Below are 26032 nucleotides of genomic sequence, written 5' to 3'. Positions count from 1 at the left end.
AGAGGGAAGCGCAGGCCATGAGCGTGTTCGTCACGGTGGTCCACACCGCGCTACTGGTGTTCCTCGCCGTGCTCATTTTCCGGCTTGTCATGGACTACGTGTTCCAGTTCGCCCGCTCGTGGCAACCCGGCAAGGCCATGGTGGTCGTTCTGGAGGCCACCTACACTGTCACCGATCCACCGCTGAAGCTTCTGCGGCGGTTCATTCCGCCGCTGCGTCTCGGGGGCGTGGCGCTCGACCTGTCCTTCTTCGTACTGATGATCATCGTCTACATCCTCCTGTCCATCACGGGGAGCTTCGTGTGATGAGGGTGGACGATACGGTCTTGCCGACTGCCGATGACTACGTTGAGGTGAAGAGATGCCGTTGACCCCCGAGGACGTGCGGAACAAGCAGTTCACGACCGTCCGCCTCCGAGAAGGCTATGACGAGGACGAGGTCGATGCCTTCCTCGACGAGGTCGAAGCCGAGCTGACCCGTCTGCTCCGCGAGAACGAGGACCTGCGCGCCAAGCTGGCCGCGGCGACCCGTGCGGCCGCGCAGAACCAGCAGAACATGCGCAAGGGCCCGCCGGAGCAGGACCAGCAGCAGCATCCGCAGCAGCAGGGCATGCCGCAGCAGGGCATGCGAGGTCCCGGCGCGCCGGTGCCCGCCGGCATATCGGGCCCGCCGCAGCAGCAGATGGGTGGCCCCATGGGTGGCCCGCCCCAGCTGCCGAGCGGTGCCCCGCAGCTGCCCGCCGGTCCCGGCGGTGGTCAGGGTGGTCCCCAGGGTCCCGGTCCGATGGGCCAGGGTCCGATGGGTCAGGGTCCGATGGGTCAGGGTCCGATGGGCCAGGGCCCCATGGGTCAGGGCCCGATGGGCGGTCAGCCTCCCATGCAGCAGCAGATGGGTGGTCCGATGGGCGGCCCCATGGGCGGTCCGATGGGCGGCCCCGGTCAGGGCCCCGGTGGCGACAGCGCCGCCCGTGTCCTCTCGCTGGCCCAGCAGACCGCCGACCAGGCGATCGCCGAGGCCCGCTCCGAGGCCAACAAGATCGTCGGCGAGGCCCGCAGCCGCGCCGAGGGTCTGGAGCGTGACGCCCGTGCCAAGGCCGACGCCCTGGAGCGGGACGCGCAGGAGAAGCACCGCGTAGCGATGGGCTCCCTGGAGTCCGCCCGCGCCACGCTGGAGCGCAAGGTCGAGGACCTGCGCGGCTTCGAGCGCGAGTACCGCACGCGCCTGAAGTCGTACCTTGAGTCCCAGCTGCGTCAGCTGGAGACCCAGGCCGACGACTCCCTGGCCCCGCCGCGCACCCCGGCCACCGCGTCGCTGCCGCCGTCCCCGGCGCCCTCCATGGCGCCGGCCGGCGCGAGCGCCCCGTCCTACGGCGGCAACCAGACGATGGGCGGCAACCCCGCCCCGTCCGCCCCGTCCTACGGCGGCCAGCAGCAGATGACCCCGGCCATGACCCAGCCCATGGCCCCGGTCCGCCCGCAGGGCCCGTCCCCGATGGGCCAGGCACCCTCGCCGATGCGCGGGTTCCTGATCGACGAGGACGACAACTGAGCACCGGGCACGGTGAGTAGTACGCCTTAGGCGTCGGCAGCGTTCAGGGCGGGACCCCGGATTCACACGATCCGGGGTCCCGCCCTTTTTACGCGCGTTGCGGACCCATGAAGAGGACCGGCGAAGAAGGGCCCGGCCTCCGAACCGGAGACCGGGCCCTGCGCAAACCGCTCGGCGCTTACGCCTTCCGCAGCCGGAACGTGAGCGACAGCCCCTCGTCGGTGAACGGCTCGCCGTAGCTGTCGTCGGCCTCACCCTGGGCGAAGTCGGTCGCCAGAACCTCGTCCGCGATCAGCTCGCTGTGCTCGCTCAGCGCAGCGACCACCGCCGGGTCGGTCGACACCCACCGCAGAGCGATCCGGTCGGCCACGTCCAGGCCGCTGTTCTTGCGGGCCTCCTGGATCAGCCGGATCGCGTCACGGGCCAGGCCCGCCTGCCGCAGCTCCTCGGTGATCTCCAGGTCCAGCGCCACCGTGGCACCGGAGTCGGACGCCACCGACCAGCCCTCGCGCGGGGTCTCGGTGATGATGACCTCGTCCGGGGCGAGGGTGACGGTCTCGCCGTCGACCTCCACCGAGGCCGTGCCCTCGCGCAGGCCCAGGGACAGCGCGGCCGCGTCGGCGTTCGCGATCGCCTTCGCCACGTCCTGCACCCGCTTGCCGAACCGCTTGCCCAGCGCACGGAAGTTGGCCTTGGCGGTGGTGTCCACCAGGGACCCGCCGACCTCGGAAAGCGACGCCAGCGCGGAGACGTTCAGCTCCTCGGTGATCTGCGTGTGCAGCTCCGGGTCCAGCGTCTCGAAGCCGGTCGCCGCGACGAGCGCGCGGGACAGCGGCTGGCGGGTCTTGACGCCCGACTCCGCGCGCGTGGCACGGCCCAGCTCCACCAGCCGGCGGACCAGGACCATCTGCTTCGACAGCTCGGGGTCGATCGCCGACAGGTCCGCCTCCGGCCAGGCGGCCAGGTGCACGGACTCCACGGCGCCCGGCGTCACCGGCACGACCAGGTCCTGCCACACCCGCTCGGTGATGAACGGGGTGATCGGCGCCATCAGCTTGGTGACCGTCTCCAGCACCTCGTGCAGCGTGCGCAGCGCCGCCTTGTCGCCCTGCCAGAACCGGCGGCGCGAGCGGCGGACGTACCAGTTGGACAGGTCGTCGACGAACGCGGACAGCAGCTTGCCGGCGCGCTGGGTGTCGAACGCCTCCATCGCCTGCGTCACCTGGTCGGTGAGGGCGTGCAGCTCGGACAGCAGCCAGCGGTCGATCAGCGGGCGCTCGGCCGGGGCCGGGTCCGCCGCGCTCGGCGCCCACTGGGACGTACGGGCGTACAGGGCCTGGAAGGCGACCGTGTTCCAGTACGTGAGGAGCGTCTTGCGGACGACCTCCTGGATGGTGCTGTGCCCGACCCGGCGAGCCGCCCACGGGGAGCCGCCGGCCGCCATGAACCAGCGCACCGCGTCCGCGCCGTTGGCGTCCATGAGCGGGATCGGCTGCAGGATGTTGCCCAGGTGCTTGGACATCTTGCGGCCGTCCTCGGCCAGGATGTGGCCCAGGCAGACGACGTTCTCGTACGACGACTTGTCGAAGACCAGCGTGCCGACGGCCATCAGCGTGTAGAACCAGCCGCGGGTCTGGTCGATCGCCTCGGAGATGAACTGCGCCGGGTACCGGCTCTCGAACAGCTCCTTGTTCTTGTACGGGTAGCCCCACTGCGCGAACGGCATCGAACCCGAGTCGTACCAGGCGTCGATGACCTCGGGCACGCGCGTGGCCGTCTTGCCGCAGCCCTCGTGCGTGCAGGCGAAGGTGACCTCGTCGATGTACGGCCGGTGCGGGTCGAGGGCCGACTGGTCGGTGCCGGACAGCTCGGTCAGCTCCGCGCGCGAGCCGACGCAGGTGAGGTGATCGTCCTCGCAGCGCCAGATCGGCAGCGGGGTGCCCCAGTAGCGATTGCGGGACAGCGCCCAGTCGATGTTGTTGTTCAGCCAGTCGCCGTACCGGCCGTGCTTGACGGTCTCCGGGAACCAGTTGGTCCGCTCGTTCTCCTGGATGAGGCGGTCCTTGATCGCCGTCGTGCGGATGTACCAGGAGGGCTGGGCGTAGTACAGCAGCGCGGTGTGGCAGCGCCAGCAGTGCGGGTAGCTGTGCTCGTACGGGATGTGCCTGAAGAGCAGGCCGCGCTGCTGGAGGTCCTCGGTGAGCTTTTCGTCCGCCTTCTTGAAGAAGACGCCGCCCACCAGCGGGACGTCCTCCTCGAAGGTGCCGTCCGGGCGGACCGGGTTCACGACCGGCAGGCCGTAGGAGCGGCAGACCTTGAGGTCGTCCTCACCGAAGGCGGGGGACTGGTGGACCAGACCCGTGCCGTCCTCGGTCGTCACGTAGTCGGCGTTGACCACGAAGTGGGCCGGAGCCGGGAACTCCACGAGCTCGAACGGACGTTGGTACGTCCAGCGCTCCATCTCGGCACCGGTGAAGGTCCGGCCCGTGGTCTCCCAGCCCTCGCCGAGCGCCTTGGCGAGCAGCGGCTCGGCGACGACGAGCTTCTCCTCGCCGTTGGTGGCGACGACGTAGGTGACCTCCGGGTGCGCGGCGACCGCCGTGTTGGACACCAGGGTCCAGGGGGTCGTCGTCCACACCAGGAGCGCGGCCTCGCCGGCGAGCGGACCGGAGGTGAGCGGGAAACGGACGTACACGGACGGGTCGACGACCGTCTCGTAGCCCTGCGCCAGCTCGTGGTCGGACAGGCCGGTGCCGCAGCGCGGGCACCAGGGCGCGACGCGGTGGTCCTGGACCAGCAGGCCCTTGCCGAAGATCTCCTTCAGCGACCACCAGACCGACTCCACGTACTCGGGGTCCATGGTCCGGTAGGCGTCGTCCATGTCGACCCAGTAGCCCATGCGGGTCGTCAGCTCGGCGAAGGCGTCGGTGTGCCGGGTCACGGACTCGCGGCACTTGGCGTTGAACTCGGCGATGCCGTACGCCTCGATGTCCTGCTTGCCGGAGAAGCCCAGCTCCTTCTCGACCGCCAGCTCCACGGGCAGGCCGTGACAGTCCCAGCCGGCCTTGCGGGCCACGTGGTAGCCCCGCATGGTGCGGAAGCGGGGGAAGACGTCCTTGAAGACGCGCGCCTCGATGTGGTGGGCGCCGGGCATGCCGTTCGCGGTGGGCGGGCCCTCGTAGAACACCCACTCAGGGCGGCCCTCGGACTGCTCCAGGCTCTTGGCGAAGATCTTCTGCTCGCGCCAGAAGTCGAGCACGGCGTGCTCAAGAGCGGGCAGGTCGACCTGTGCGGGCACCTGGCGGTACGTCGGCGCTGTCATCTGCGAGCATCCTCCAACGGACTTGCTGCCTTCCGTCGGAGGGACGAGAGCCTTCGATCCTGTCTACGCCGTGTGCGGCGCGCTCCCGCGGTACCACCCTCCTTGGCCCGCCGGTGCGCCCTGTGCTCCGGTGAGCCCCCTCATTGGGGTCGCGATGCCGGTTCTACTCGCCCCGGCCTCACGGCTGCGGCTTTCTTCCGGCGGCTCCGGGGTGATCTTCACGTCGCGCTCGCCCCCGGGCTCACACCGTCCCCGGGTCGCTCTCGGCCGCGTACGCCGCTACTCGTCCCCATCCACGCTTCTCGCTCCGCCCAGTGTACGGCGCCGCACGGACAGCGGCTGACCGGTTTTCCCCGGGCCCGTTTTCCGCGGGCCGGGGCCGTCCGCCCGGCGACCGGTCGGCATGACCCGAATGGCGAGGGCACGCGCGTGCGTGTCCGGCCGACGCCGCCGGGGCGGATTACCCGGCGGGGAGCTGGGCACAACCGATGCAGGCCCGCTGCTCGGGGGGTGCGGGCGGGCGAATCGGGCGGTGTGCCCCGTTGCCGCGGGACTCAAGTCGATTTATCGTCCCAGCACGATTCGCGAGCAAGATCACAATATGTGAAGGGGCCGCGGCCATGGTGGCGAAGAAGACCGCCGTAGAGCAGCCGGCGACCGGCCGGGCCAGGGGCGCGGCCGCGGAGAAGACGGCCGCGAAGGACGCCAAAGATGCGAAAGACGCCAAGGCCGTCAAGGATGTCAAGGCCGTCGAAGCCGTCAAGTCCGTCAGGAAAACGGCGGCCGAGACGACAGGCGTGAAGAAGGCCTCCCGGAAGACCGCGGAGGCCGCCGTGGCGCCGAAGGCCGGGAAGAAGCCGGCGGCTGGGAAGAAACCCGCGGCCAAGACGGCGGCGGCCGGGAAGGTCGCCGGGAAGAAGGCGGCGGCGAAGGGGGTGGCGGTGGACAAGGCGGCCGTCGAGGCGCCGGCGGCGAAGAAGGCCGGCGCCCGCAGGACGGCTGCGGCGGGCGCCTCCACGGAGGCGGCCGGGAAGAGCACGGCCAAGAAAGCGGGCGCGGCGCGGGCCGCGAAGCAGACGGGAGCCACGACAGTGGTTGCGAAGAAGACTCCTGGCACGGCCACGGCCGAACAGACCGCCGTTCCCAAGGCACGGCTCGCCGCGGCGGAGCCCGGTGAGCTGGCGGTGCGTCCCGGAGAGGACCCCTGGACCCCGGAAGAGGTCGCGGAGGCCCGCGCCGAGCTGTTGTCCGAGGTGGAGCGGCTGCGCGCCGAGATCAGCTCCTCCGAGGCGTCCCTCGTGGGCCTGATGCGGGACTCCGGGGACGGCGCGGGCGACGACCAGGCCGACACCGGGACCAAGAACATCACGCGCGAGCACGAGATGGCGCTGGCCGCCAACGCGCGCGAGATGCTGATCCAGAACGAGCACGCCCTGGAGCGGCTGGACGCGGGCACCTACGGACTGTGCGAGAACTGCGGCAATCCCATCGGCAAGGCACGGATGCAGGCCTTCCCGAGGGCCACCCTGTGCGTGGAGTGCAAGCAGAAGCAGGAACGTCGCTCCTGAGCGTGAGGGGCCGGGCGGGCGTGCCGTAGTCTCGTCCTCAGTCAGGCACCTAGGTTGAGGGACTCACGTGGCAGAGGCGGAGCGCATCATCGGTACGCCGGACACCCCGGGCGACGACGGCGAGCACAGGGCGCCCGGCGCACCGACGGGCTCCGGCGTGTCCGCCGCGACCGGCACCGGCGGGCAGGAGGCGCACGCGCGCAGTGGCCGCGGGCGCCGGATCGCCGTGCTGTTCGCGGTGGCCGCGTTCGCCTACGCCCTCGACCTGATCAGCAAGACGCTCGTGGTCGCCAAGCTGGAGGGCCACGAGCCGATCAAGCTGGTCGGGGACCTGCTGGAGCTGCACGCCATCCGCAATCCGGGCGCCGCCTTCGGCTTCGGCGGCGCCTTCACGGTGATCTTCACGGTGATCGCCGCGGCGGTGATCGCGGTCATCATCAGGCTGGCCCGCAAGCTCTACAGCTTCCCCTGGGCGGTCGCCCTCGGCCTGCTGCTCGGCGGCGCGCTCGGCAACCTGACCGACCGGATCTTCCGGGCACCCGGCATCTTCGAGGGCCAGGTCGTGGACTTCATCGCGCCGAAGGGCTTCGCGGTGTTCAACCTGGCCGACTCGGCGATCGTGTGCGGCGGCATCCTGATCGTGCTGCTGTCCTTCCGCGGCCTGGACCCGGACGGCTCGATCCACAAGGACTAGGCCGCCCGGAGTTGTCCACAGGCACGGTCGGGGGTGTCCGGGCCGTCCGGCATACTCGACGGGTGAGCACGATTCCCGAGATCCGTACCCTGCCCGTGCCCGACGGCCTGGAGGGCGAGCGCGTCGACGCCGCCATCTCCCGCATGTTCGGCTTCTCCCGCACGAAGGCGGCCGAGCTGGCCGCGGCCGGCAAGGTCCAGGTCGACGGCGCGGTGGTCGGCAAGTCCGAGCGGGTGCACGGCGGTGCCTGGCTTGAGGTCGAGATGCCGCAGGCGCCCGCGCCGGTGCAGGTGGTGGCCGAGCCGGTCGAGGGCATGGAGATCGTGTACGACGACGATGACGTGGTCGTGATCGTCAAGCCGGTCGGGGTGGCCGCGCACCCCTCGCCGGGCTGGAGCGGCCCGACGGTCATCGGCGGCCTCGCCGCGGCGGGCTACCGCATCTCCACCTCCGGCGCCGCCGAGCGCCAGGGCATCGTGCACCGCCTGGACGTCGGCACCTCGGGCCTGATGGTGGTCGCCAAGTCGGAGCGGGCGTACACCTCGCTCAAGCGCCAGTTCAAGGAGCGCACGGTCGACAAGCGCTACCACACACTGGTCCAGGGCCACCCGGACCCGACGAGCGGCACGATCGACGCGCCCATCGGCCGCCACCCCCAGCACGACTACAAGTGGGCGGTCACGGCCGACGGCAAGCCCTCCGTGACGCACTACGACCTCATCGAGGCCTTCCGCGCCGCCTCCCTGCTGGACGTGAAGCTGGAGACCGGCCGCACCCACCAGATCCGCGTCCACATGGCCGCCCACCGCCACCCCTGCGTCGGCGACCTGACCTACGGCGCCGATCCGACCCTCGCCAAGCGGCTGCGCCTGGCCCGCCAGTGGCTGCACGCGGTCCGGCTCGGCTTCGAGCACCCCGCGGACGGACAGTGGGTGGAGTTCGCGAGCGACTACCCCGAGGATCTCCAGCAGGCCCTCGACCAGGTCCGCGAGGAGACGTACGCGTGAGCGCGGCGTACACCGTCCGGATCGCCGCGGACTTCGCGGACCGCGAGGCCTGCTTCACGGTCCGCAAGGAGGTCTTCGTGGGCGAGCAGGGCGTCCCCGAGGACCTGGAGTACGACGCCCACGACGCGGACGCCGTGCACGTACTGGCGATCCGCGAGGACGGTGTGCCGCTCGGCACCGGACGGCTGCTGCACGGCGCGGCGGCCGTGGCGAAGACCGGCGCGGACGCCTCGGTGGGCTGCCTGGGGCGGCTCGCCGTCTCCCGGGCGGCCCGCGGACTCGGCGTCGGCGCGGCCCTGGTGCGGGCCATCGAGGACGTGGCACGCGCGCGTGGCCTCACCGCCGTGGACCTCCACGCCCAGACCCGAGCCCTGGGTTTCTACGAGCGCCTCGGCTACGCGGCGTACGGCCCGGAGTTCCCGGACGCCGGCATACCCCACCGGGCGATGCGCCGCGCCCTGTAGCGGCGCGCGCTCCCGGCGGCCGGATGGCAGGCTTGAGGCCAGCCGTGTGATCGTCGACCCCCGGAGCGCCGGCCGTGGATCAGTTGGCCCTGTTGTTCGTCCTGTTGCTCGGGGCCCTGGTGAGCGTGCCGGTCGGAGACCGGTTCGGGCTGCCGGCACCGGTGCTGATGACGGTCTTCGGCGGGCTCCTCGCGGTGGCCGACTTCGTGCCCAACGTGAACATCCCGCCGGAGCTGATCCTGCCCGGGCTGCTGCCGCCGCTGCTCTACGCCGCCGTGCGCCGCACCTCCTGGCGGCAGTTCGCGGCCAACGTCCGGCCGATCTTCCTGCTCGCCGTCGCCCTGGTGTTCGTGACGACGGTGTGCGTGGCGTACGTCGCCAACGCGATCGTGCCCGGGCTGTCGATCGGCGCCGCCGTCGCCCTCGGCGCGCTGATCGCCCCGCCCGACCCGGTCGCCGCGACCAGCGTCGCCGGACAGCTCGGGCTGCCGCGCCGGCTGGTGTCGATCCTGGAGGGCGAGGGGCTCTTCAACGACGTCACGGCCATCGTGCTCTACCACGTGGCGATCGCCGCCGTCGTGAGCGGCACCTTCTCGGCCTGGCAGGCAGGCCTGGACCTGGTGCTGTCCGCCGTGGTCGCCGTGGTCGTCGGGGTGGCGCTCGGCTGGGGCGCGAACAAGCTGATGGACCTGCTGGGTGATCCGACCCTCCAGATCGGCATGACCCTGCTGGTGCCCTACGCCTCCTACGTGCTCGCGGAGAAACTGCACGGCTCCGGGGTGCTCGCCGTGCTCACCACGGCGCTCTTCCTCTCCGAGTACGCCACCGACGCCGACGACGTGATGACCCGGCTGGCCGGGTACACCTTCTGGGACATCATCGACACCCTCGTCACGGGCGTGGCCTTCGGGCTCATCGGCCTGGAGCTGCACAACGCCATCCGTACGGCCCAGGGCCGCTGGGGCGAGCTGATCGGCTGGGCCGCCGCCGTCACGGGCGTGGTGATCGTCGTACGGCTGGTGTGGCTGCTGCCCGCGACCTGGCTGACCAAGCGGCTGCACGCGCGACGGGACTACGACGAGGAGATCCCGGTCAGCTGGCGGGAGACCGTCGTGATGTGGTGGTCCGGGATGCGCGGGGTGGCCTCGGTGGCGCTGGCGCTGGCCGTCCCGCTGACGCTCGACGACGGGTCTCCCTTCCCGGACCGGGACGAGATCGTCTTCATCGCCTTCGGGGTCATCGTCGTCACCCTGGTGCTGCAGGGGCTCACCCTGCCCTGGCTGGTGAAGCGGCTCGGGGTGCGGGCCGACTCCGAGCGGGAGAAGGAGTTCGAGAAGGAGCTGGCGGTGCGCGCGGCGAAGGCGGCGAAGGGCAGGCTGCGGGAGATCGAGCAGGTGGAGGACCTGCCCGAGGACCTGGCGGAGCAGATGCTGCGGCGCGCCTTCGACATCGGCATCCGGATCAGCCCGGACATGGGCGAGGAGGAGCGGCGCGAGGCACAGCACCAGCGGGCCAGGCGGCTCAGACGGATCCGGCGGATCCAGAGCGAGATGATGAGCGCGGCCCGGCACGAGGTCCTCGCGGCGCGGAGCGAGCCGGGCGCGGATCCGGAGATCGTGGACCGCGTGCTGCGCCATCTCGACGTGCGGAGCCTGCGCTGAACGGGTGCGCACGCCGACGCACAGGAGTGGCTCGATAGTCGTACGAATGTGTGGTGCCTGTGGAAAACTTCCGCGCCGCTCGGCGGTCCGTGCCTACGCTCGGATCATGACGCGGAACATTGTGATCAGTGGTGGGGGTACGGGCATCGGGCTGGCCACCGCCCGGGCGTTCGCGGCGGACGGGGACCAGGTGCTGCTCCTCGGGCGGCGGGCCGAGGTGCTGGAGAAGGCCGGTGTGCCCGGGGCGCTCACCTGTGCCGCGGACCTCGCCGAGCCCGATCAGGTCCGCAGGGTCGCCAGGTTCGTCGCCGAGGAGTTCGGCACCGTCGACGTCCTCGTGCACTGCGCGGGCGGCGCGGGGCAACTGGAGCCGCCGTCCGACAGCGACGACCCCCTGGACCGGGTGGCCCACGACTGGACCGTCAACTTCAGACAGAACGTGCTGACGGCCGCGCTGCTCACCGAAGCGCTGAAGAACCGCCTCGCCGAGCCCGGCGGACGGGTGCTCTTCGTCAGCTCCATCGCCGCCTACCGCGGTTCGGGCAGCGGTGCCTACGCTGCGGCCAAGGCCGGCCTGCACCCCTACGCGCACGACCTGGCCCGGCAGCTGGGCCCGCACGGCATCACCGTGAACGTGGTCGCTCCGGGGTACGTCGAGGACACCGAGTTCTTCGGGGACACGATGGACGAGGCCCGGCGGGAGCGGCTCATCGGGGACACGGTGACCGGCCGCGCCGGGACACCGGGAGACGTGGCGTCGACCCTGCACTGGCTGGCCTCACCCGCCGCCGGGCACGTCACCTCACAGGTCGTGCAGGTCAACGGCGGTGCGGAGCGCGGCAACTGACGACGGGCGGTGCGGCGGGGGCACCGCGTCGAAGGTGTTGTCAGGACGAGCCGGCAGGGGTGTCCCCGGCTCCGGCGGCTCCGGTGGCGTCGCACCGGCTGGCACCATGGCCTCATGAACATCATGCTCTTTCATTCGATCTACGGCCTCAGGCCCGCGGTGCGGGAGGCCGCGGACCGGCTGCGCGCGGCCGGCCACGAGGTGTGGACGCCGGACCTCTTCGAGGGGCGCACGTTCGACACCGTCGAGGAGGGCATGGAGTACCGGGGCGAGATCGGCAAGGACGAGCTGCTGAAGCGTGCCGTGCTGGCGGCGGCGCCGTACTCCGAGCGCGGGCTCGTGTACGCGGGCTTCTCGCTCGGCGCCTCCGTCGCCCAGACCCTCGCCCTCGGCGACGACAAGGCGCGCGGGCTGCTGCTCCTGCACGGCACGTCGGACATCGCGCCGAACGCACAGGCGGAGGATCTGCCGGTACAGCTGCACGTGGCCGAGCCGGACCCGTTCGAGACGGACGACTGGCTGAGCGCCTGGTATCTCCAGATGGGCCGGACCGGCGCGGACGTGGAGGTCTACCGGTACGCGGGCGCCGGGCACCTGTACACCGACCCGGAGCTGCCGGACTACGACGCCGAGGCCGCCGAGGCCACCTGGCGGGTGGCGCTGGGCTTCCTCGACGGCCTGGAGAACGCGTAGTCGTACGCCCTACACGGGGTCGTAGGTCCGCTCGACCTTCTGGGTGCCGCTGCGGGTGCGGTACGAACGCTCCCACGTCGAGGTCGCGTTCGGGTCGGTGCGGTCGGACAGGACGTAGTAGTCCATCTGCGCCCGGTCGGCGGTGATGTCCAGTACGCCGTAGCCGTGCCGGTCGGTGTCGACCCAGTGGACGTGCCGGTTGGCGGCCCGGATGAGCGGCGCGGCGACGGCGGAGACCGTGCCCTCGGGGACCTTGACGATGTCGTCGAGGTTGTCGGAGGTCACCGAGGTGATCACGAACTCGGTGGCCGCCGACGGCGACAGCGGGTAGGTGCCCGCGTCCACCGGCACGTCGTTGGCCCAGGACATGTGGATGTCGCCGGTCAGGAAGACGGTGTTGCCGATGGCGTTCGCGCGCAGGTGGTCGAGGAGTTCGCGGCGGTCGTGGGTGTAGCCGTCCCACTGGTCGGTGTTGACGCCGATGCCGCCCTGCGGCAGGTCGAGCAGCTCGGCGAGCGGCCCCAGCAGGTCGGCGGTGAGGGAGCCGATGACGAACGGCGCGATCATCACCGAGTTGCCGACCAGCCGCCACTTGGTGTCGGAGGCCTTCAAGCCGGCCTTCAGCCAGTCGAGTTGGGCGCGGCCGGTGATCGTCCGGTTCGGGTCGTCCACCGAGCCGCTGCCCGCCGACGCCTGCTGGGAGCGGAAGGAGCGCAGGTCCAGCAGCGACAGATCGGCGAGCTTGCCGAAGCGCAGCCGCCGGTAGGTGGTGCCCTCGATCGCGGGGCGGACCGGCATCCACTCGAAGTAGGCCTGCTGGGCGGCGGCCTTGCGGGCGGTCCAGGTGCCCTCGGCGCCCTCGGTGTGGTTGACCGCGCCGCCCGACCAGGCGTTGTCGGCGAACTCGTGGTCGTCCCAGATCGCGACGACCGGCGCCTTCAGGTGCAGGGCCTGGAGGTCCGGGTCGGTCTTGTACTCGCCGTGCCGGGTGCGGTAGTCGGCGAGCGTGATGATCTCGTTGGCCGGCGCGTGCGGCCGGACGACCGTGCCGCGGGCCGCGTACTCGCCGGACTTGTACTCGTAGATGTAGTCGCCGAGGTGCAGCCACGCGTCGAGGTCGCCGCGGGCGGCGAGGTGGCGGTAGGGGGCGAAGTAGCCGGCCTCCCAGTTGGCGCAGGTGACCACGCCGAAGCGCAGCCCGGACACGGCCGCGTCCGCCGCCGGGGCGGTGCGGGTGCGGGCCACCGGGGAGTCGGCGGCGCCGGCCGAGAACCGGAACCAGTAGTCGGTCGCCGGCTGCAGACCGCGGACGTCGGCCTTCACGGTGTGGTCGGAGGCGGCGGTCGCCTTGACGGTGCCCTTGGCGACGATGCTGGTGAACGCCTTGTCCTTGGCGACGACCCAGCTCACCTCGGTGTCCGGGCCGATCCCGGAGCCCGGGACGGCCTGCGGGGTCGGAGTCACCCGGGTCCACAGCAGCACGCCGTCGGGCAGCGGATCGCCGGAGGCGACACCGTGCAGGAAGGCGGGGCCCCGGCCGTCGGCGCGCGCCGGGACGGCGGCGGCGAGCGGCGCGGCCAGCGCAGCGGTCGCCGCTGCGGCCTTGACGACCGTACGGCGGCGGGGCGAGAGGGAGTTGAAGCGCTCGGAGGCCGAAAATGATCTCTGTCGACTGGTCACGACCGGTCATGTTACTGGCTGGTACGAACGCGAGAGCGGGCGAACTCCCCATGTTCGCCCGCTCTTCACGCGGAGGCCGGATTCCGCCGGGACGTCAGCCCTTCATGGCTGCGTCGAGCGCCTTGTCGAAGTCGGCCACGGTCATGGGCGGGTTCTTGCCGTCGGGGCCCGTCAGCGTCTTGCCGTCCATCTTCAGGGTCGGGGTGCCCGAGATGCCGTCCTTGTTGAAGATCTTGGACTCCTCCAGCGCCCACCGGTCGTAGGTGCCGTCCTTCACCGCCTTCTGGAAGGCCGCGTTGCCCTTCAGTGCCGGGACCGTGTCGGCGATCTGGAGCAGATAGGAGTCGTCCTTGAACTTGTCGTCCTGCTCGTCGGGGTGCCACTTCGTCGAGTACATCGCGGACCGGTACTCGATGAACGCCTCGGGGCTGACGTTGAGCGCGGCACCCAGGGCGCTGAGCGCGTTCTTGGAGCCCACGCCGGGCAGGTTCTGGTCGAGGAAGGTGGCGCCGACGTAGTGGAGCTTGATCTTGCCGTCGTCGACGTCCTTCTTCACCGTCGCGCCGACCGTCTGCTCGAACTGCGCGCAGATCGGGCAGCGCGGGTCCTCGTAGATGGTGAGGGTCTTCTTGGCGGTGCTCTTGCCGATCACGACGGTCGTGCCGTCCGAGCCCGAGGTGTTGGCCGGCTTCACGAGCGGCTGGGACTTCGCCGCGTCCCACCCTGTGGGCTTGTTGGCCTGGACGACGGCGTAGCCGATGCCGCCGGCGGCGGCCAGCACGGCCACGACCGAGGCGGCCACGATGACCTGCCGCTTGGCCTTGTCGCGCTTGGCCTGCCGCTCGCGCTCCTCGCGCAGCCGCTCGCGGGCCGCGGTCTTCGCCGCCTGGGTGTTCCGCTTGCTCATGTTGGTGATCTCCATGTGGGACGCGCACATGTCGTACGCGGGATACGTGTGGGGGACTGGATGTGCTCGGATGCCGCCGCGTACAAGCCGTTCAGACGGCGGCGAGGGCGGGTGAGCACGGCGGTCCACGCCGTCCCAGGGAGTGCACGAGAAGCCGGTCGCGGGCTGTCGCCGGGCCGGGAGCCGGCCGCGGCAGCCGGCGGGCCGGGGCCGGCCGTACGGCGGCGGAGGTCACCGCCAGCAGCAGCGGCCGGAAGGTGGTGGCGGCGACCGCGCGCAGCAGCTGCATCAGCGCCCGCTCGCCCCGGCGCAGCCAGGCGGCGGCGAGCAGCCCCACGCCGACGTGCGCGGCGAGCAGCAGCCACGCGGCCGTCGGGCCGGCGTGCGCGAGCAGCGCCTCCGGGTGGCCCTGGCCCCCGGTCATCCGGGCGAGCGGGGTGCCGACGGCACCGCCCTGGCACAGCACGTCGAGGCCGAAGGCGCGCAGCGGGCCCGCGACCGGGCCGCCCGCCCGGCCGTAGCAGGTGTGCTGGCCCGTGGTGAACACGGTGTCGGCGGCCAGCTCCACCGGGATCAGCAGGGCCGCGATCCGGCCGAAGCCGCGCTCGCGGCCCGCGAGCGCGTACGCGGCGGCGAAGACGCCGGCGCAGACCGCCAGCACCGTCCCCGCCGGCAGCGGGGCCTGGGACAGCAGCACGTGCGACGCGGTGCTGAGCGTCACGACGAAGGCCGTGAACAGCGCCGCGCGCACGGCTCTGAGCTGGATCCCGGATATGTCCATAGCGATTGAAGAGTCTGTCACGTACGTGAGTAAGGGACCCCTAAAGAGTGCCTGTGAGTGCGCGAAGGTTACAGCCCCGGAATCCGGCCGTTGCGGAACAGGTCGACGAAGATCTGGTGGTCGCCGCGCGCGCGTGCGCCGTAACTGTGCGCGAAGTCCACCAGCAGGGGCGCGAAGCCCTCCTCGTCGGCCGCGAGCGCCGCGTCGATGGCCCGCTCGGTGGAGAACGGCACCAGGGACTCGCCGGACTGGTCGTCCGCCGCCGCGTGCATCGCCGCCGTGGCCCGGCCCAGGTCGGCGACGACCTGGGCGATCTCCTCCGGGTCGTCGATGTCGCTCCAGTCCAGGTCCACGGCGTACGGCGAGACCTCGGCGACCAGCTGGCCCGCCCCGTCCAGCTCGGTCCAGCCCAGCCACGGGTCGGCGTGTGCCTGGAGGGCGCGCTGGGAGATCACCGTGCGGTGGCCCTCGTGCTGGAAGTAGCCCGCGATGGCCGGATCCGTGATGTGCCGGGAGACGGCCGGGGTCTGCGCCTGCTTGACGTAGATCACGACGTCGTTCTCCAGGGCGTCGCTGTGGCCCTCCAGGAGGATGTTGTACGACGGCAGACCGGCCGAGCCGATGCCGATGCCCCGGCGGCCGACGACGTCCTTCACCCGGTAGGAGTCGGGCCGGGCCAGCGAGGCGTCCGGCAGGGTCTCCAGATATCCGTCGAAGGCGGCCAGGATCTTGTAGCGGGTCGCGGCGTCCAGCTCGATCGAGCCGCCGTCCGGCGCGAAGCGGCGCTCGAAGTCGCGGATCTCGGTCATCGACTCCAGCAGCCCGAAGCGGGTCAGCGAGCGGGCGTCACGCAGCGCGTCGAGGAGCGGGCCCTCCGCCGTGTCCAGCGTGAACGGCGGCACCTCGTCGCTCTTGGCGCCCGTGGCCAGGGCGTGGATGCGCTCGCGGTACGCGCCCGCGTAGATCCGCACCAGTTCGGTGATCTGCTCGTCACCGAGCGCCTTCGCGTATCCGATCAGGGCGATCGAGGCCGAGAAGCGCTTCAGGTCCCAGGTGAAGGGGCCGACGTAGGCCTCGTCGAAGTCGTTGACGTTGAAGACCAGGCGGCCGCCTGCGTCCATGTACGTGCCGAAGTTCTCCGCGTGCAGGTCGCCGTGGATCCACACGCGCGAGGTGCGGTCGTCCAGGAACGGACCGCCGCGCTTCTCGGCGTCCAGGTCGTGGTAGAAGAGGCATGCCGTGCCCCGGTAGAACGCGAACGCCGAGGCCGCCATCTTCCGGAACTTCACCCGGAACGCGGCCGGGTCGGCGGCCAGGAGCCGGCCGAAGGCGGTGTCGAAGACGGCGAGGATCTCCTCGCCGCGCTGCTCGTCGTTGAGCCGGTGGACCGACATCGCGGGGTGCCTCCTGGTGCAAGTGCATGAGCGACAGCGTTTCTGTCGTCTCCAACGGGCGACGCCATGCGGGAGTGCCCGGTTCCGCCCGAAGGTACGCGCGAAGAGGCCGTGCGTGTCAGTGGCGAGGCATAGACTTCCCGCTGACCCCAGAACTCCCCGTCCGCCCCATGCCGAGCGTTTCCGTTGGAGGCCATACCGTGTCAAAGCCGCCCTTCACGCACCTGCACGTCCACACCCAGTACTCGCTGCTGGACGGTGCCGCGCGGCTCAAGGACATGTTCAACGCCTGCAACGAGATGGGCATGACGCACATCGCCATGTCCGACCACGGCAACCTCCACGGGGCGTACGACTTCTTCCACTCCGCGAAGAAGGCCGGAATCACCCCGATCATCGGGATCGAGGCGTATGTCGCCCCCGAGTCGCGGCGCAACAAGCGCAAGATCCAGTGGGGCCAGCCGCACCAGAAGCGGGACGACGTCTCCGGCTCCGGCGGTTACACCCACAAGACGATGTGGGCCGTGAACAGTACGGGCCTGCACAACCTCTTCCGGCTCTCCTCGGACGCGTACGCCGAGGGCTGGCTCCAGAAGTGGCCCCGGATGGACAAGGAGACGATCTCCCAGTGGTCCGAGGGGATCGTCGCCTCCACCGGCTGCCCCTCCGGTGAGCTCCAGACCCGGCTGCGTCTCGGGCAGTACGACGAGGCACTGAAGGCCGCCGCCGACTACCAGGACATCTTCGGCAAGGACCGGTACTTCCTGGAGCTGATGGACCACGGCATCGAGATCGAGCACCGGGTCCGCGAAGGCCTCCTGGAGATCGGCAAGAAGCTCGGCATCCCCCCGCTGGTCACCAACGACTCGCACTACACGTACGCGCACGAGGCGACCGCCCACGACGCCCTGCTGTGCATCCAGACCGGCAAGAACCTCTCCGACCCGGACCGCTTCAAGTTCGACGGCACCGGCTACTACCTGAAGTCCACGGACGAGATGTACGCCATCGACTCCTCGGACGCCTGGCAGGAGGGGTGCGCCAACACGCTCCTGGTCGCCGAGATGGTCGACACGACCGGCATGTTCGAGAAGCGCGACCTCATGCCGAAGTTCGACATCCCCGACGGCTACACCGAGGTCACCTGGTTCCAGGAGGAGGTCCGCCGGGGCATGGAGCGCCGCTTCCCCGGCGGCATCCCGGACGACCGGCAGAAGCAGGCCGAGTACGAGATGGACGTCATCATCCAGATGGGGTTCCCGGGCTACTTCCTCGTCGTCGCCGACTTCATCATGTGGGCCAAGAAGAACGGCATCGCGGTCGGCCCCGGCCGAGGCTCGGCGGCCGGCTCGATCGTCGCGTACGCCATGGGCATCACCGACCTCGACCCGATCCCGCACGGCCTGATCTTCGAGCGGTTCCTCAACCCCGAGCGCGTCTCCATGCCCGACGTCGACATCGACTTCGACGAGCGCAGGCGCGTCGAGGTGATCAGGTACGTGACCGAGAAGTACGGCGCCGACAAGGTCGCCATGATCGGCACCTACGGCAAGATCAAGGCGAAGAACGCCATCAAGGACTCCGCGCGCGTGCTGGGCTACCCGTACGCGATGGGCGACCGCCTCACCAAGGCGATGCCCGCCGACGTCCTCGGCAAGGGCATCGACCTCGACGGCATCACCAACCCCTCGCACCCGCGCTACAACGAGGCGGGCGAGATCCGGGGGATGTACGAGAACGAGCCGGACGTCAAGAAGGTCATCGACACAGCGAAGGGCGTCGAGGGCCTGGTGCGGCAGATGGGTGTGCACGCCGCCGGCGTGATCATGTCCAGCGAGCCCATCGTCGACCACGCCCCGATCTGGGTGCGGCACACGGACGGCGTGACCATCACGCAGTGGGACTACCCGCAGTGCGAGTCGCTCGGCCTGCTGAAGATGGACTTCCTCGGCCTGCGCAACCTGACGATCATGGACGACGCCGTCAAGATGGTGAAGTCCAACAAGGGCATCGACCTCGACCTGCTCGCCCTGCCGCTCGACGACCCGAAGACCTTCGAACTCCTCCAGCGCGGTGACACCCTGGGCGTCTTCCAGTTCGACGGCGGCCCCATGCGCTCGCTGCTGCGGCTGATGAAGCCCGACAACTTCGAAGACATCTCCGCCGTCTCGGCGCTCTACCGTCCCGGCCCGATGGGCATGGACTCGCACACGAACTACGCGCTCCGCAAGAACAAGCTCCAGGAGATCACCCCGATCCACAAGGAGCTGGAGGAGCCCCTGGAAGAGGTCCTGGCCGTCACCTACGGCCTGATCGTCTACCAGGAGCAGGTGCAGAAGGCCGCCCAGATCATCGCCGGGTACTCGCTCGGCGAGGCCGACATCCTGCGCCGCGTGATGGGCAAGAAGAAGCCCGAGGAGCTGGCGAAGAACTTCACCATCTTCCAGGCGGGCGCCCGCAAGAACGGCTACAGCGACGAGGCCATCCAGGCCCTGTGGGACGTGCTGGTCCCGTTCGCCGGATACGCGTTCAACAAGGCGCACTCCGCCGCGTACGGCCTGGTCTCGTACTGGACCGCCTACCTGAAGGCGAACCACCCCGCCGAGTACATGGCCGGGCTGCTCACGTCGGTCAAGGACGACAAGGACAAGTCGGCCGTCTACCTCAACGAGTGCCGCCGCATGGGCATCAAGGTGCTCCCGCCGAACGTCAACGAGTCGGTGCACAACTTCGCCGCCCAGGGCGACGACGTGATCCTCTTCGGCCTCGAAGCCGTGCGCAACGTCGGTACGAACGTGGTGGAATCGATCATCAGGAGCCGCAAGGCCAAGGGCAAGTACAGCTCCTTCCCCGACTACCTCGACAAGGTCGAGGCGGTCGCGTGCAACAAGCGCACCACGGAATCGCTGATCAAGGCGGGCGCCTTCGACTCCCTGGGGCACACCCGCAAGGGCCTCACCGCGCACTTCGACTCGATGATCGACAACGTGGTCGCGGTCAAACGCAAGGAGGCCGAGGGCCAGTTCGACCTCTTCGGCGGGATGGGCGAGGAGGAGAGCGACGAGCCCGGCTTTGGACTCGACGTGCAGTTCACCGACGAGGAGTGGGACAAGACCTATCTGCTCGCCCAGGAGCGGGAGATGCTCGGTCTGTACGTCTCCGACCACCCGCTCTTCGGCCTGGAGCACGTGCTCTCCGACAAGGCCGACGCGGGTATCGCCCAACTGACCGGAGGCGAGCACGCGGACGGCGCGGTCGTCACCATCGGCGGCATCATCTCCGGCCTCCAGCGCAAGATGACCAAGCAGGGCAACGCCTGGGCGATCGCCACCGTCGAGGACCTCGCCGGCTCCATCGAGTGCATGTTCTTCCCGGCGACGTACCAGCTGGTGTCGACCCAACTCGTCGAGGACGCCGTGGTGTTCGTCAAGGGCCGCCTCGACAAGCGCGAGGACGTGCCGCGGCTCGTCGCCATGGAGCTGATGGTCCCGGACCTGTCCAACGCGGGCGCCAACGCGCCGGTGATCCTCACCATCCCGGCCACCAGGGTCACTCCGCCCATGGTCAGCCGCCTCGGTGAGATCCTCAGCCACCACAAGGGCGACAGCGAGGTCCGGATCAAGCTCCAGGGCCCGCGCAAGACCACCGTGCTGCGCCTGGACCGGCACCGCGTCAAGCCCGATCCGGCGCTCTTCGGCGACCTGAAGGTGCTGCTCGGCCCGTCCTGCCTGGCGGGCTAGCGAGCGGAGACGTACGAGGGGCGCACCCGTGGCGGGTGCGCCCCTCGTCGTGTGCCTGGGCTCAAGTGCCCTTTATGCAGATGTCAGTTGTGGCCGAACCGCTTCTGCTTGCCCTTGCGCGCCAGGTCCCCGGGCGTCACCTGGGAGAGGTGCTGCTCGGTGCGTGCCTCCACCGAGGACTTCTGGGCCTGTTCCTGCCCGCGCTCGGCCTGCGAGGCGCGCTGCTGACCTCGGTCCTGCTTCTTGTTCTTGGCCATGGTGATCTGCCTCCTGTGGGGGATCTAGGGGCCAGGGCCGGATTCAGATTCACATACGCCGACATCAGGCGCATGTCGGATAATTACCGTGTGTGACAGGGCAGGTGGGCGTGCGTGGGCCGGAAACGCCACGCCGAAGATCCAGTTCCGGCCGTTAACCTCCGCGTGGTCGGGCAGACTCGAAGGAAGTCCGAAATCCAAAGCCTCCCGGGAAGAGGGTGAGTCGCGTGGACCGCTGCATCGTCCTGGTGGACGCCGGGTATCTGCTGGGCGCAGCCGCCAGCCTCCTCGCCGGTGAGCCCTCGCGGTCCCGGATCACCGTCGACCACACCGCGCTGATCCAGGCGCTGCGCGAGCGCGCGGAAGCCGAGACCGAGCGCCCGCTGCTGCGCATCTACTGGTTCGACGGCGCCCCCGACCGCGTTCCCCAGCCCGAGCACCGCCGGCTGCGCGTCATGCCCCGGGTCACCGTCCGGCTCGGCGCCCTCACCCGCAGCGACGGACGCTGGGCGCAGAAGGGCGTGGACGCCGCCATGCACGCCGAGCTGACGGAGCTGGCCCGCAACCGCGCCTGCTCCGACGTCGTCCTCGTCACGGGCGACGGCGATCTGCTGCCCGGCATGATGGCCGCCAAGGAGCACGGCGTCGCCGTCCACCTGTGGGCCGTCCAGGCCGCCGACGGCGACTACAACCAGTCCGAGGACCTGGTCGCCGAGGCCGACGAACGGCGTGTGCTGGACCGCGCCTGGATCACCCAGGCCGTCCGCGCCAAGGAGCTGACCGGCGTCTGCGCCCCGCCGCCCGTGCCCCGCCCCGAGATCGCCGCGATCCTCTCCGCGCCGCTGCCCGAGTCCGCGCTCGCCGCCGCGGCCGAGCGCCCGGCCGAGCAGGGCCCGCCGCCGGCCGCCGCGGCGAGCGCCAACGGCGCGCAGGAGCGGGCCGCCGCCCCCAAGGGCGTACCCACCCCCAAGGACCTCGCCGCCCTGCGCGCCCCCGGCGCCCAGCCCGCCCAGAACCCGGCGACCGCGACCCTGCGCTGGTCCTCCGACAAGGGCTGGGTGGACCGCCCCGGCGTGGTCTCCGAGCCGCCCGAGGCCGCCGCCATGCCGACGCTCGCCCAGCTCACCACCGCCGAGCAGCGCTGGGCCGACCGCGAGGAGGACATCACGACGGTCGGCGGCGACCCGTACGAGGTGGGCCAGGTCTTCGCCCGGCGCTGGATCTCCCGCCTCGGCGACCAGGGCCACCTCCAGAAGCTGGCGCAGATGTACCCGCGCGTCCCGCACCGCATCGACGGGGAGCTGCTGCGCTACGCCGCCCGGTTCGGGCTGCTCGCCCACAAGGACGACCAGATCGACGAGCACGACCGTTACGCCATTCGGGCGGGCTTCTGGCGGGAGATCGACGTGCCCGCGGGGACGGAACCCGCTCCCACCGGGGGACTGAACCCGGGCGGAACCCCCATGGCTGGCCCCAAAGGCGAGTAAAGGCCCCGGACCCCGTACCCTCGTCCCTTGTGAACACGCGCGCGGTACAGGCCCCTCGGGAGGACGGGGAGGACGAGGTCGTACGCGTGCGCGGGCTCGCCAAGACCTACCCGGCCGTCAAGGGACGGCGCGGCGCCCCCGGCACCCCCGAGGTGCGGGCCACCGACGGGATCGAGCTGAGCGTCCGGCGCGGCGAGGTCTTCGGGCTGCTCGGGCCGAACGGCGCCGGCAAGTCCACCCTCGTACGGCAGCTCACCGGACTCATGCGGCCGGACGCCGGCAGCGTCGAGATCCTGGGCCACGACATCGTGCGGCACCCCGAGCGCGCCGCGCGCCTGCTCGCCTACCTCGGCCAGGAGTCCTCCGCGCTGGACGAGCTGACCGTCTCCCTCGCCGTCGAGACCACCGGAGTCCTGCGCGGCCTCGACGTACGGCGGGCGCGGGCCGAGCGGGACGCCGTGCTGGACGAGCTGGGGCTCGCGCCGATCGCCGGGCGGGCGCTGAAGAAGCTGTCCGGCGGGCAGCGCCGGCTCGCCTGCTTCGCCGCCGCCCTCGTCGGCCGGCGCCCGCTGCTCGTGCTGGACGAGCCGACCACCGGCATGGACCCGGTGGCCCGGCGCGCGGTGTGGGCGGCCGTGGACCGGCGGCGCGCCGAGCGCGGCACGACGGTGCTGCTGGTCACCCACAACGTCATCGAGGCCGAGACCGTCCTGGACCGGGTCGCCGTCATCGACCGGGGCCGGGTCATCGCCTGCGACAGTCCGGCCGGGCTGAAGGAACAGGTCTCCGGCGAGGTGCGGGTCGAGCTCGTGTGGCGGGAGCGGGCGCCGCTGGAGGTGCCCGAGGTCGCCGCCCTGCGCGAGCGCGCGGCGGAGTCCGGCCGGCGCTGGACGCTGCGGCTCGCGCCCGAGGAGGCCCGGGCCGCCGTCGCCACCGTGACCGGCGGGGCCGCCTTCGCCGCGCTGGACGACTTCACCCTCGCCACGCCCAGCCTGGAGGACGTCTACCTGGCGCTCGGCGGTGCGGCCCGGCAGGGGCTGGTGAAGGCATGAGCGCGCAGACCGCGACATGCGTATCGGTCGTAGAGGCGTACGGGGTGTACGTGGTGCACGCGACGGCCGCAGGGAAGAGGAGCAGCTCGACGTGAGTGTCGTACCCGCCCAGGTTCTGCCGGGCGGTGTCCCGGCCGTGCCCGAGACGGCACGGGACACGGACGGACTCGGTCCGCCCGCGCGGCTGTGGCCGTCGCTGGCGGCCGTCTACCGGGCGCAGCTGTCCCGGGCCCGGGTGGCGCGGATCCCGCTGCTGTTCGTGGCGACCTTCCAGTCCGTCGGCATCGCGGTGATGATGCGCGGCGTCGTCGACAGCGGTACCGAGGCCCAGTCCGTGGTGGCCGGGTCGGCGGTACTGGTCGTCGCCTACGTCGCGCTGAACCTGCTCTCCCAGTACTTCGGGCAGCTGCGGGCCAGCGGCGGCCTCGACCACTACGCCACGCTGCCGGTGCCGCCGGCCGCGGTGGTGCTCGGCGCGGCGGCCGCCTACGCCTCCTTCACGGTGCCGGGGACCCTGGTGACCGCCGTCTTCGGGTGCGCGCTGTTCGGGCTGCCGCTGTCCAACCTGTGGATCCTGCTGCTCGTGATCCCGCTCGCCGGGGCCGCGCTGTCCGGGCTCGGCGCCGCCTGCGGGCTGCTCGCGCCGCGGCCCGAGCTGGCCACGCTGCTCGGTCAGCTGGGCATGTCCGCGGCACTGCTGCTCGGGGTGCTGCCGGCCGACCGGATGCCGGAGATCATCCGGCTCGCACGCGATCTGCTGCCGTCGACGTACGGCGTGGAGGCGTACGCCCGCACCTTCGCCGAGCGTCCGGACTGGGCCGTCGTCCTCGCCGACCTGGGGGTGTGCGCCGGTGTCGGGGTGGTCTCGCTGGCCGTGGCGACCTGGGCGTACCGCCGGGCCGCCGTCCGGTGACGCGGCGCACAGCGCGACCTGGCACGATGTCAGGGTGACCGCACCGCTGACTCCGCCACCGCCGCCGCACGACGACTCCGCGCACCACGCCTGGCAGGTTCCGCCTGCCGCGGGGCCGGGTGCGGGCACGTACGAAGAGGACGGGCCCGGAATGAAGACCGAGTTGCGGGAGGCCGCCGGCATCACGGTGGCCGTGGCGCTGGGCGGGGTGCTGCTGGGGCTGCTGTGGTGGTGGCTGGCGCCGCACGTGCCGCTGGTCGGCGACGAGGTGGACAAGAGCTGGGTGGTCTACCTCAAGGACAGCGAGGGCGAGCAGGCCATCGGGGTGGACGGCACCTTCACCCTGCTGGCGCTGGGCCTCGGGCTGGTCAGCGGGCTCGCCGTGTTCCTGTGGCGGCGGCGCGGGGGCGTACCGGCCGTGGTGGGCCTCGGCGTCGGCGCGCTGCTCGCGTCACTGCTGGCGTGGCGGCTCGGGGTGTGGCTCGGGCCCACGTCCGACGTGATCGCGCACGCGCAGCAGGTGGGGAAGGGAGTCACCTTCCCGGCGCCGCTGAAGCTGGGCGCGAAGGGGGCGCTGCTGGCCTGGCCGCTGGCCGCACTGGTCGTCCACCTCGCCCTGACGGCGGCCTTCGGCCCCCGGGACCCCGAGCTCCCGTATCCGCCGGGACCGATGACCGAGGACCTGTACGGGGCGCCGCCGGCGTAGCCGGCCCCTTCCTCCCCGCTCGGCGCTCGGCCGGCAGCGCTGCTCGTCAGCCTCGTCCCACCGGTGCCAGCACCGCGTCCGTCAGCTTCGCCAGGTCGCCCGGTGCCAGCTCCACCTCCAGGCCCCTGCGGCCCGCCGAGACGCAGATGGTGGCGTGTGCCGCCGCCGAGTCGTCCAGGACCGTCCTGAGGCGCTTGCGCTGGCCCAACGGGGAGATGCCGCCGCGGACGTAGCCCGTCGTGCGTTCCGCCAGGGCCGGGTCGGCCATGGCCGCCCGCTTGCCGCCGACCGCCGCCGCCAGCGCCTTGAGGTCCAGGGAGCCGGAGACCGGGACCACGGCCACCGTCAGGGCGCCGTCGACGTCCGCGACCAGGGTCTTGAAGACGCGGTCCGGGGAGACACCCATCGCCTCGGCCGCCTCCTCGCCGTAGGAGGGGTGGGCGGGGTCGTGGTCGTAGGCGTGGACCGTGAAGTCCACGCCGGCCGAGGTCAGGGCGACCGTCGCGGGCGTTCCCCCGGACTGCTGCGGCTTCTTCTGCTTCTTCGCCATCCGGCTTCCTCAGTTCAGGCTCGTCGGCGCCCGGGTCAGCTCGAACGCGGGCAGCGAGGGCAGGTTACGGATGATGGCCGTCTCGGCGCGCAGCAGTTTCAGCTCGTCGCGCAGGCGCGAGGCGGTGTCCGGGGCCTGCAGCAGCCGTTGCTTCGTCGGGGTGTCGTGGACCATCGCGGCCGCCACCAGGTACGACACCACGCCCGGGTCGTCCGGCAGCTCCGCGCCCGAGGACAGCGAGCGCTCACGGGCACCGGCCAGCCGCTTCTGGTACTGGCGGAAGGAGCGCAGGACGCCCTCGGCCAGCGCGCCGGCCTCGTCGCCCGGCTCCTCCGGCAGCTCCTCGCACTCCGCCGTCAGGAACGGGCCCGACGCGTCGATCGAGAGCAGACGCACGCGCGTCGTGCCCGTCGCGAGGACCTCGAACGTGCCGTCGGCCCGCTCCCGGATCGTCGCCGCGTCCGCCACACAGGCCGTCGTGTGGAGGGCCTTGAGCGGGTCCGGGCCGAAGCCCGCGGCCGGCCCGCGCTCCGGCTGCGCGGTCGGATCCGGCATGCCGGGGGCGCTCGGCGCCACCTCGTAGCCGTCGCGGATCGCCACGACCGCGAACCGGCGCGGCTCGTCCTCGGGTGTCTTGAGCAACTCGCGCATCACGGCGCGATAGCGCTCCTCGAAGACGTTGAGTGGCAGCACGAGTCCCGGGAACAGCACGGTGTTCAGCGGGAAGAGCGGGAGACGGACGGTGGTCACGGCGCCCCAGC

At 71.3% G+C, this 26032-nt stretch carries 22 protein-coding genes; 14 read left to right on the top strand and 8 right to left on the bottom strand.

Annotated features, from left to right (window positions below; genetic code table 11):
* Positions 1 to 17 precede the first annotated feature (17 nt).
* Positions 18 to 305 (top strand): YggT family protein, encoded by a 288-nt coding sequence (locus AC4OXY_RS16995; RefSeq protein ID WP_071375420.1) that lies wholly within the window; start codon positions 18 to 20, stop codon positions 303 to 305.
* 55 nt (positions 306 to 360) lie between these two features.
* Positions 361 to 1548, top strand: a complete 1188-nt coding sequence (locus AC4OXY_RS16990; protein WP_356021022.1) for a DivIVA domain-containing protein — start codon at positions 361 to 363, stop codon at positions 1546 to 1548.
* A 178-nt stretch (positions 1549 to 1726) separates the two neighbouring features.
* On the opposite strand, the gene ileS is transcribed toward AC4OXY_RS16990, so the two are convergent.
* Complete coding sequence (ileS, locus tag AC4OXY_RS16985; RefSeq protein WP_356021024.1) at positions 1727 to 4870, bottom strand: isoleucine--tRNA ligase; 3144 nt, start codon at positions 4868 to 4870, stop codon at positions 1727 to 1729.
* Between the two features lie 620 nt (positions 4871 to 5490).
* Here ileS and AC4OXY_RS16980 point away from each other — a divergent pair.
* From AC4OXY_RS16980 to AC4OXY_RS16950, 7 genes are all read left to right on the top strand, one after another.
* Positions 5491 to 6438: a TraR/DksA family transcriptional regulator gene (locus AC4OXY_RS16980; protein ID WP_356021027.1), complete on the top strand. Its 948-nt coding sequence runs from the start codon at positions 5491 to 5493 to the stop codon at positions 6436 to 6438.
* A 67-nt stretch (positions 6439 to 6505) separates the two neighbouring features.
* Positions 6506 to 7132, top strand: coding sequence for a signal peptidase II (gene lspA, locus AC4OXY_RS16975; protein ID WP_376293617.1), 627 nt, complete (start codon positions 6506 to 6508; stop codon positions 7130 to 7132).
* 62 nt (positions 7133 to 7194) lie between these two features.
* Entirely contained in the window at positions 7195 to 8139 is a 945-nt protein-coding gene (locus AC4OXY_RS16970; RefSeq protein WP_356021032.1) for an RluA family pseudouridine synthase, read from the top strand.
* Positions 8136 to 8603, top strand: coding sequence for a GNAT family N-acetyltransferase (locus AC4OXY_RS16965; RefSeq protein WP_356021034.1), 468 nt, complete (start codon positions 8136 to 8138; stop codon positions 8601 to 8603). Before AC4OXY_RS16970 ends, AC4OXY_RS16965 begins: the two co-directional genes overlap by 4 nt.
* A 74-nt stretch (positions 8604 to 8677) precedes the next feature.
* The gene (locus tag AC4OXY_RS16960; protein ID WP_491994159.1) at positions 8678 to 10264 is read left to right on the top strand and encodes a Na+/H+ antiporter; all 1587 of its coding nucleotides are present in this window, start codon (positions 8678 to 8680) and stop codon (positions 10262 to 10264) included.
* 106 nt (positions 10265 to 10370) lie between these two features.
* Positions 10371 to 11111, top strand: coding sequence for an SDR family NAD(P)-dependent oxidoreductase (locus tag AC4OXY_RS16955; RefSeq protein WP_362820600.1), 741 nt, complete (start codon positions 10371 to 10373; stop codon positions 11109 to 11111).
* A 114-nt stretch (positions 11112 to 11225) separates the two neighbouring features.
* Positions 11226 to 11804 carry a dienelactone hydrolase family protein gene (locus tag AC4OXY_RS16950; RefSeq protein ID WP_356021041.1) on the top strand — a complete coding sequence of 193 codons (579 nt, stop codon included), beginning with the start codon at positions 11226 to 11228 and terminating at the stop codon, positions 11802 to 11804.
* A gap of 9 nt (positions 11805 to 11813) precedes the next feature.
* Here AC4OXY_RS16950 and AC4OXY_RS16945 read toward each other — a convergent pair whose 3' ends face one another.
* From AC4OXY_RS16945 to AC4OXY_RS16930, 4 genes are all read right to left on the bottom strand, one after another.
* On the bottom strand, positions 11814 to 13484 hold the full coding sequence (locus AC4OXY_RS16945; protein ID WP_491994158.1) for an alkaline phosphatase D family protein: 1671 nt from the start codon (positions 13482 to 13484) through the stop codon (positions 11814 to 11816).
* A 94-nt stretch (positions 13485 to 13578) separates the two neighbouring features.
* Entirely contained in the window at positions 13579 to 14391 is an 813-nt protein-coding gene (locus AC4OXY_RS16940) for a DsbA family protein (protein WP_356021046.1), read from the bottom strand.
* A gap of 91 nt (positions 14392 to 14482) precedes the next feature.
* A complete protein-coding gene (locus tag AC4OXY_RS16935; protein ID WP_491994157.1) occupies positions 14483 to 15172 on the bottom strand; it encodes a hypothetical protein in 690 nt (229 codons plus the stop codon).
* A 68-nt stretch (positions 15173 to 15240) separates the two neighbouring features.
* The gene (locus tag AC4OXY_RS16930) at positions 15241 to 16566 is read right to left on the bottom strand and encodes a DUF2252 domain-containing protein (RefSeq protein WP_356021049.1); all 1326 of its coding nucleotides are present in this window, start codon (positions 16564 to 16566) and stop codon (positions 15241 to 15243) included.
* A 200-nt stretch (positions 16567 to 16766) separates the two neighbouring features.
* Between AC4OXY_RS16930 and dnaE the strand changes: the two genes are divergently transcribed.
* Positions 16767 to 20306, top strand: a complete 3540-nt coding sequence (dnaE, locus tag AC4OXY_RS16925; RefSeq protein WP_402063440.1) for a DNA polymerase III subunit alpha — start codon at positions 16767 to 16769, stop codon at positions 20304 to 20306.
* Between the two features lie 83 nt (positions 20307 to 20389).
* Here the strand turns inward: dnaE and AC4OXY_RS16920 are convergent, their stop codons facing one another.
* On the bottom strand, positions 20390 to 20563 hold the full coding sequence (locus AC4OXY_RS16920) for a hypothetical protein (RefSeq protein WP_376293629.1): 174 nt from the start codon (positions 20561 to 20563) through the stop codon (positions 20390 to 20392).
* A gap of 227 nt (positions 20564 to 20790) precedes the next feature.
* On the opposite strand from AC4OXY_RS16920, the gene AC4OXY_RS16915 reads away from it, so the two are divergent.
* The 4 genes from AC4OXY_RS16915 (at position 20791) to AC4OXY_RS16900 (ending at position 24721) form a co-directional block, all read left to right on the top strand.
* Entirely contained in the window at positions 20791 to 22050 is a 1260-nt protein-coding gene (locus AC4OXY_RS16915; protein WP_376293632.1) for an NYN domain-containing protein, read from the top strand.
* 29 nt (positions 22051 to 22079) lie between these two features.
* Entirely contained in the window at positions 22080 to 23102 is a 1023-nt protein-coding gene (locus AC4OXY_RS16910) for an ABC transporter ATP-binding protein (RefSeq protein ID WP_362823619.1), read from the top strand.
* Between the two features lie 91 nt (positions 23103 to 23193).
* The gene (locus AC4OXY_RS16905) at positions 23194 to 24015 is read left to right on the top strand and encodes an ABC transporter permease (protein ID WP_356021060.1); all 822 of its coding nucleotides are present in this window, start codon (positions 23194 to 23196) and stop codon (positions 24013 to 24015) included.
* Positions 24016 to 24049: 34 nt separating this feature from the next.
* On the top strand, positions 24050 to 24721 hold the full coding sequence (locus AC4OXY_RS16900; RefSeq protein WP_356021062.1) for an AAA family ATPase: 672 nt from the start codon (positions 24050 to 24052) through the stop codon (positions 24719 to 24721).
* Between the two features lie 46 nt (positions 24722 to 24767).
* On the opposite strand, the gene ybaK is transcribed toward AC4OXY_RS16900, so the two are convergent.
* Together ybaK and AC4OXY_RS16890 are read right to left on the bottom strand one after the other, a co-directional pair.
* Entirely contained in the window at positions 24768 to 25271 is a 504-nt protein-coding gene (gene ybaK / locus AC4OXY_RS16895) for a Cys-tRNA(Pro) deacylase (protein ID WP_356021064.1), read from the bottom strand.
* A gap of 9 nt (positions 25272 to 25280) precedes the next feature.
* Positions 25281 to 26021 (bottom strand): LON peptidase substrate-binding domain-containing protein, encoded by a 741-nt coding sequence (locus AC4OXY_RS16890; RefSeq protein WP_362823618.1) that lies wholly within the window; start codon positions 26019 to 26021, stop codon positions 25281 to 25283.
* Positions 26022 to 26032: the final 11 nt, after the last annotated feature.

The sequence above is a fragment of the Streptomyces sp. HUAS MG56 genome (genome assembly GCF_058673395.1).
The sequence above is the reverse complement of the archived record's forward strand: the minus strand, read 5'-3'. Positions and strand labels throughout refer to the sequence as shown.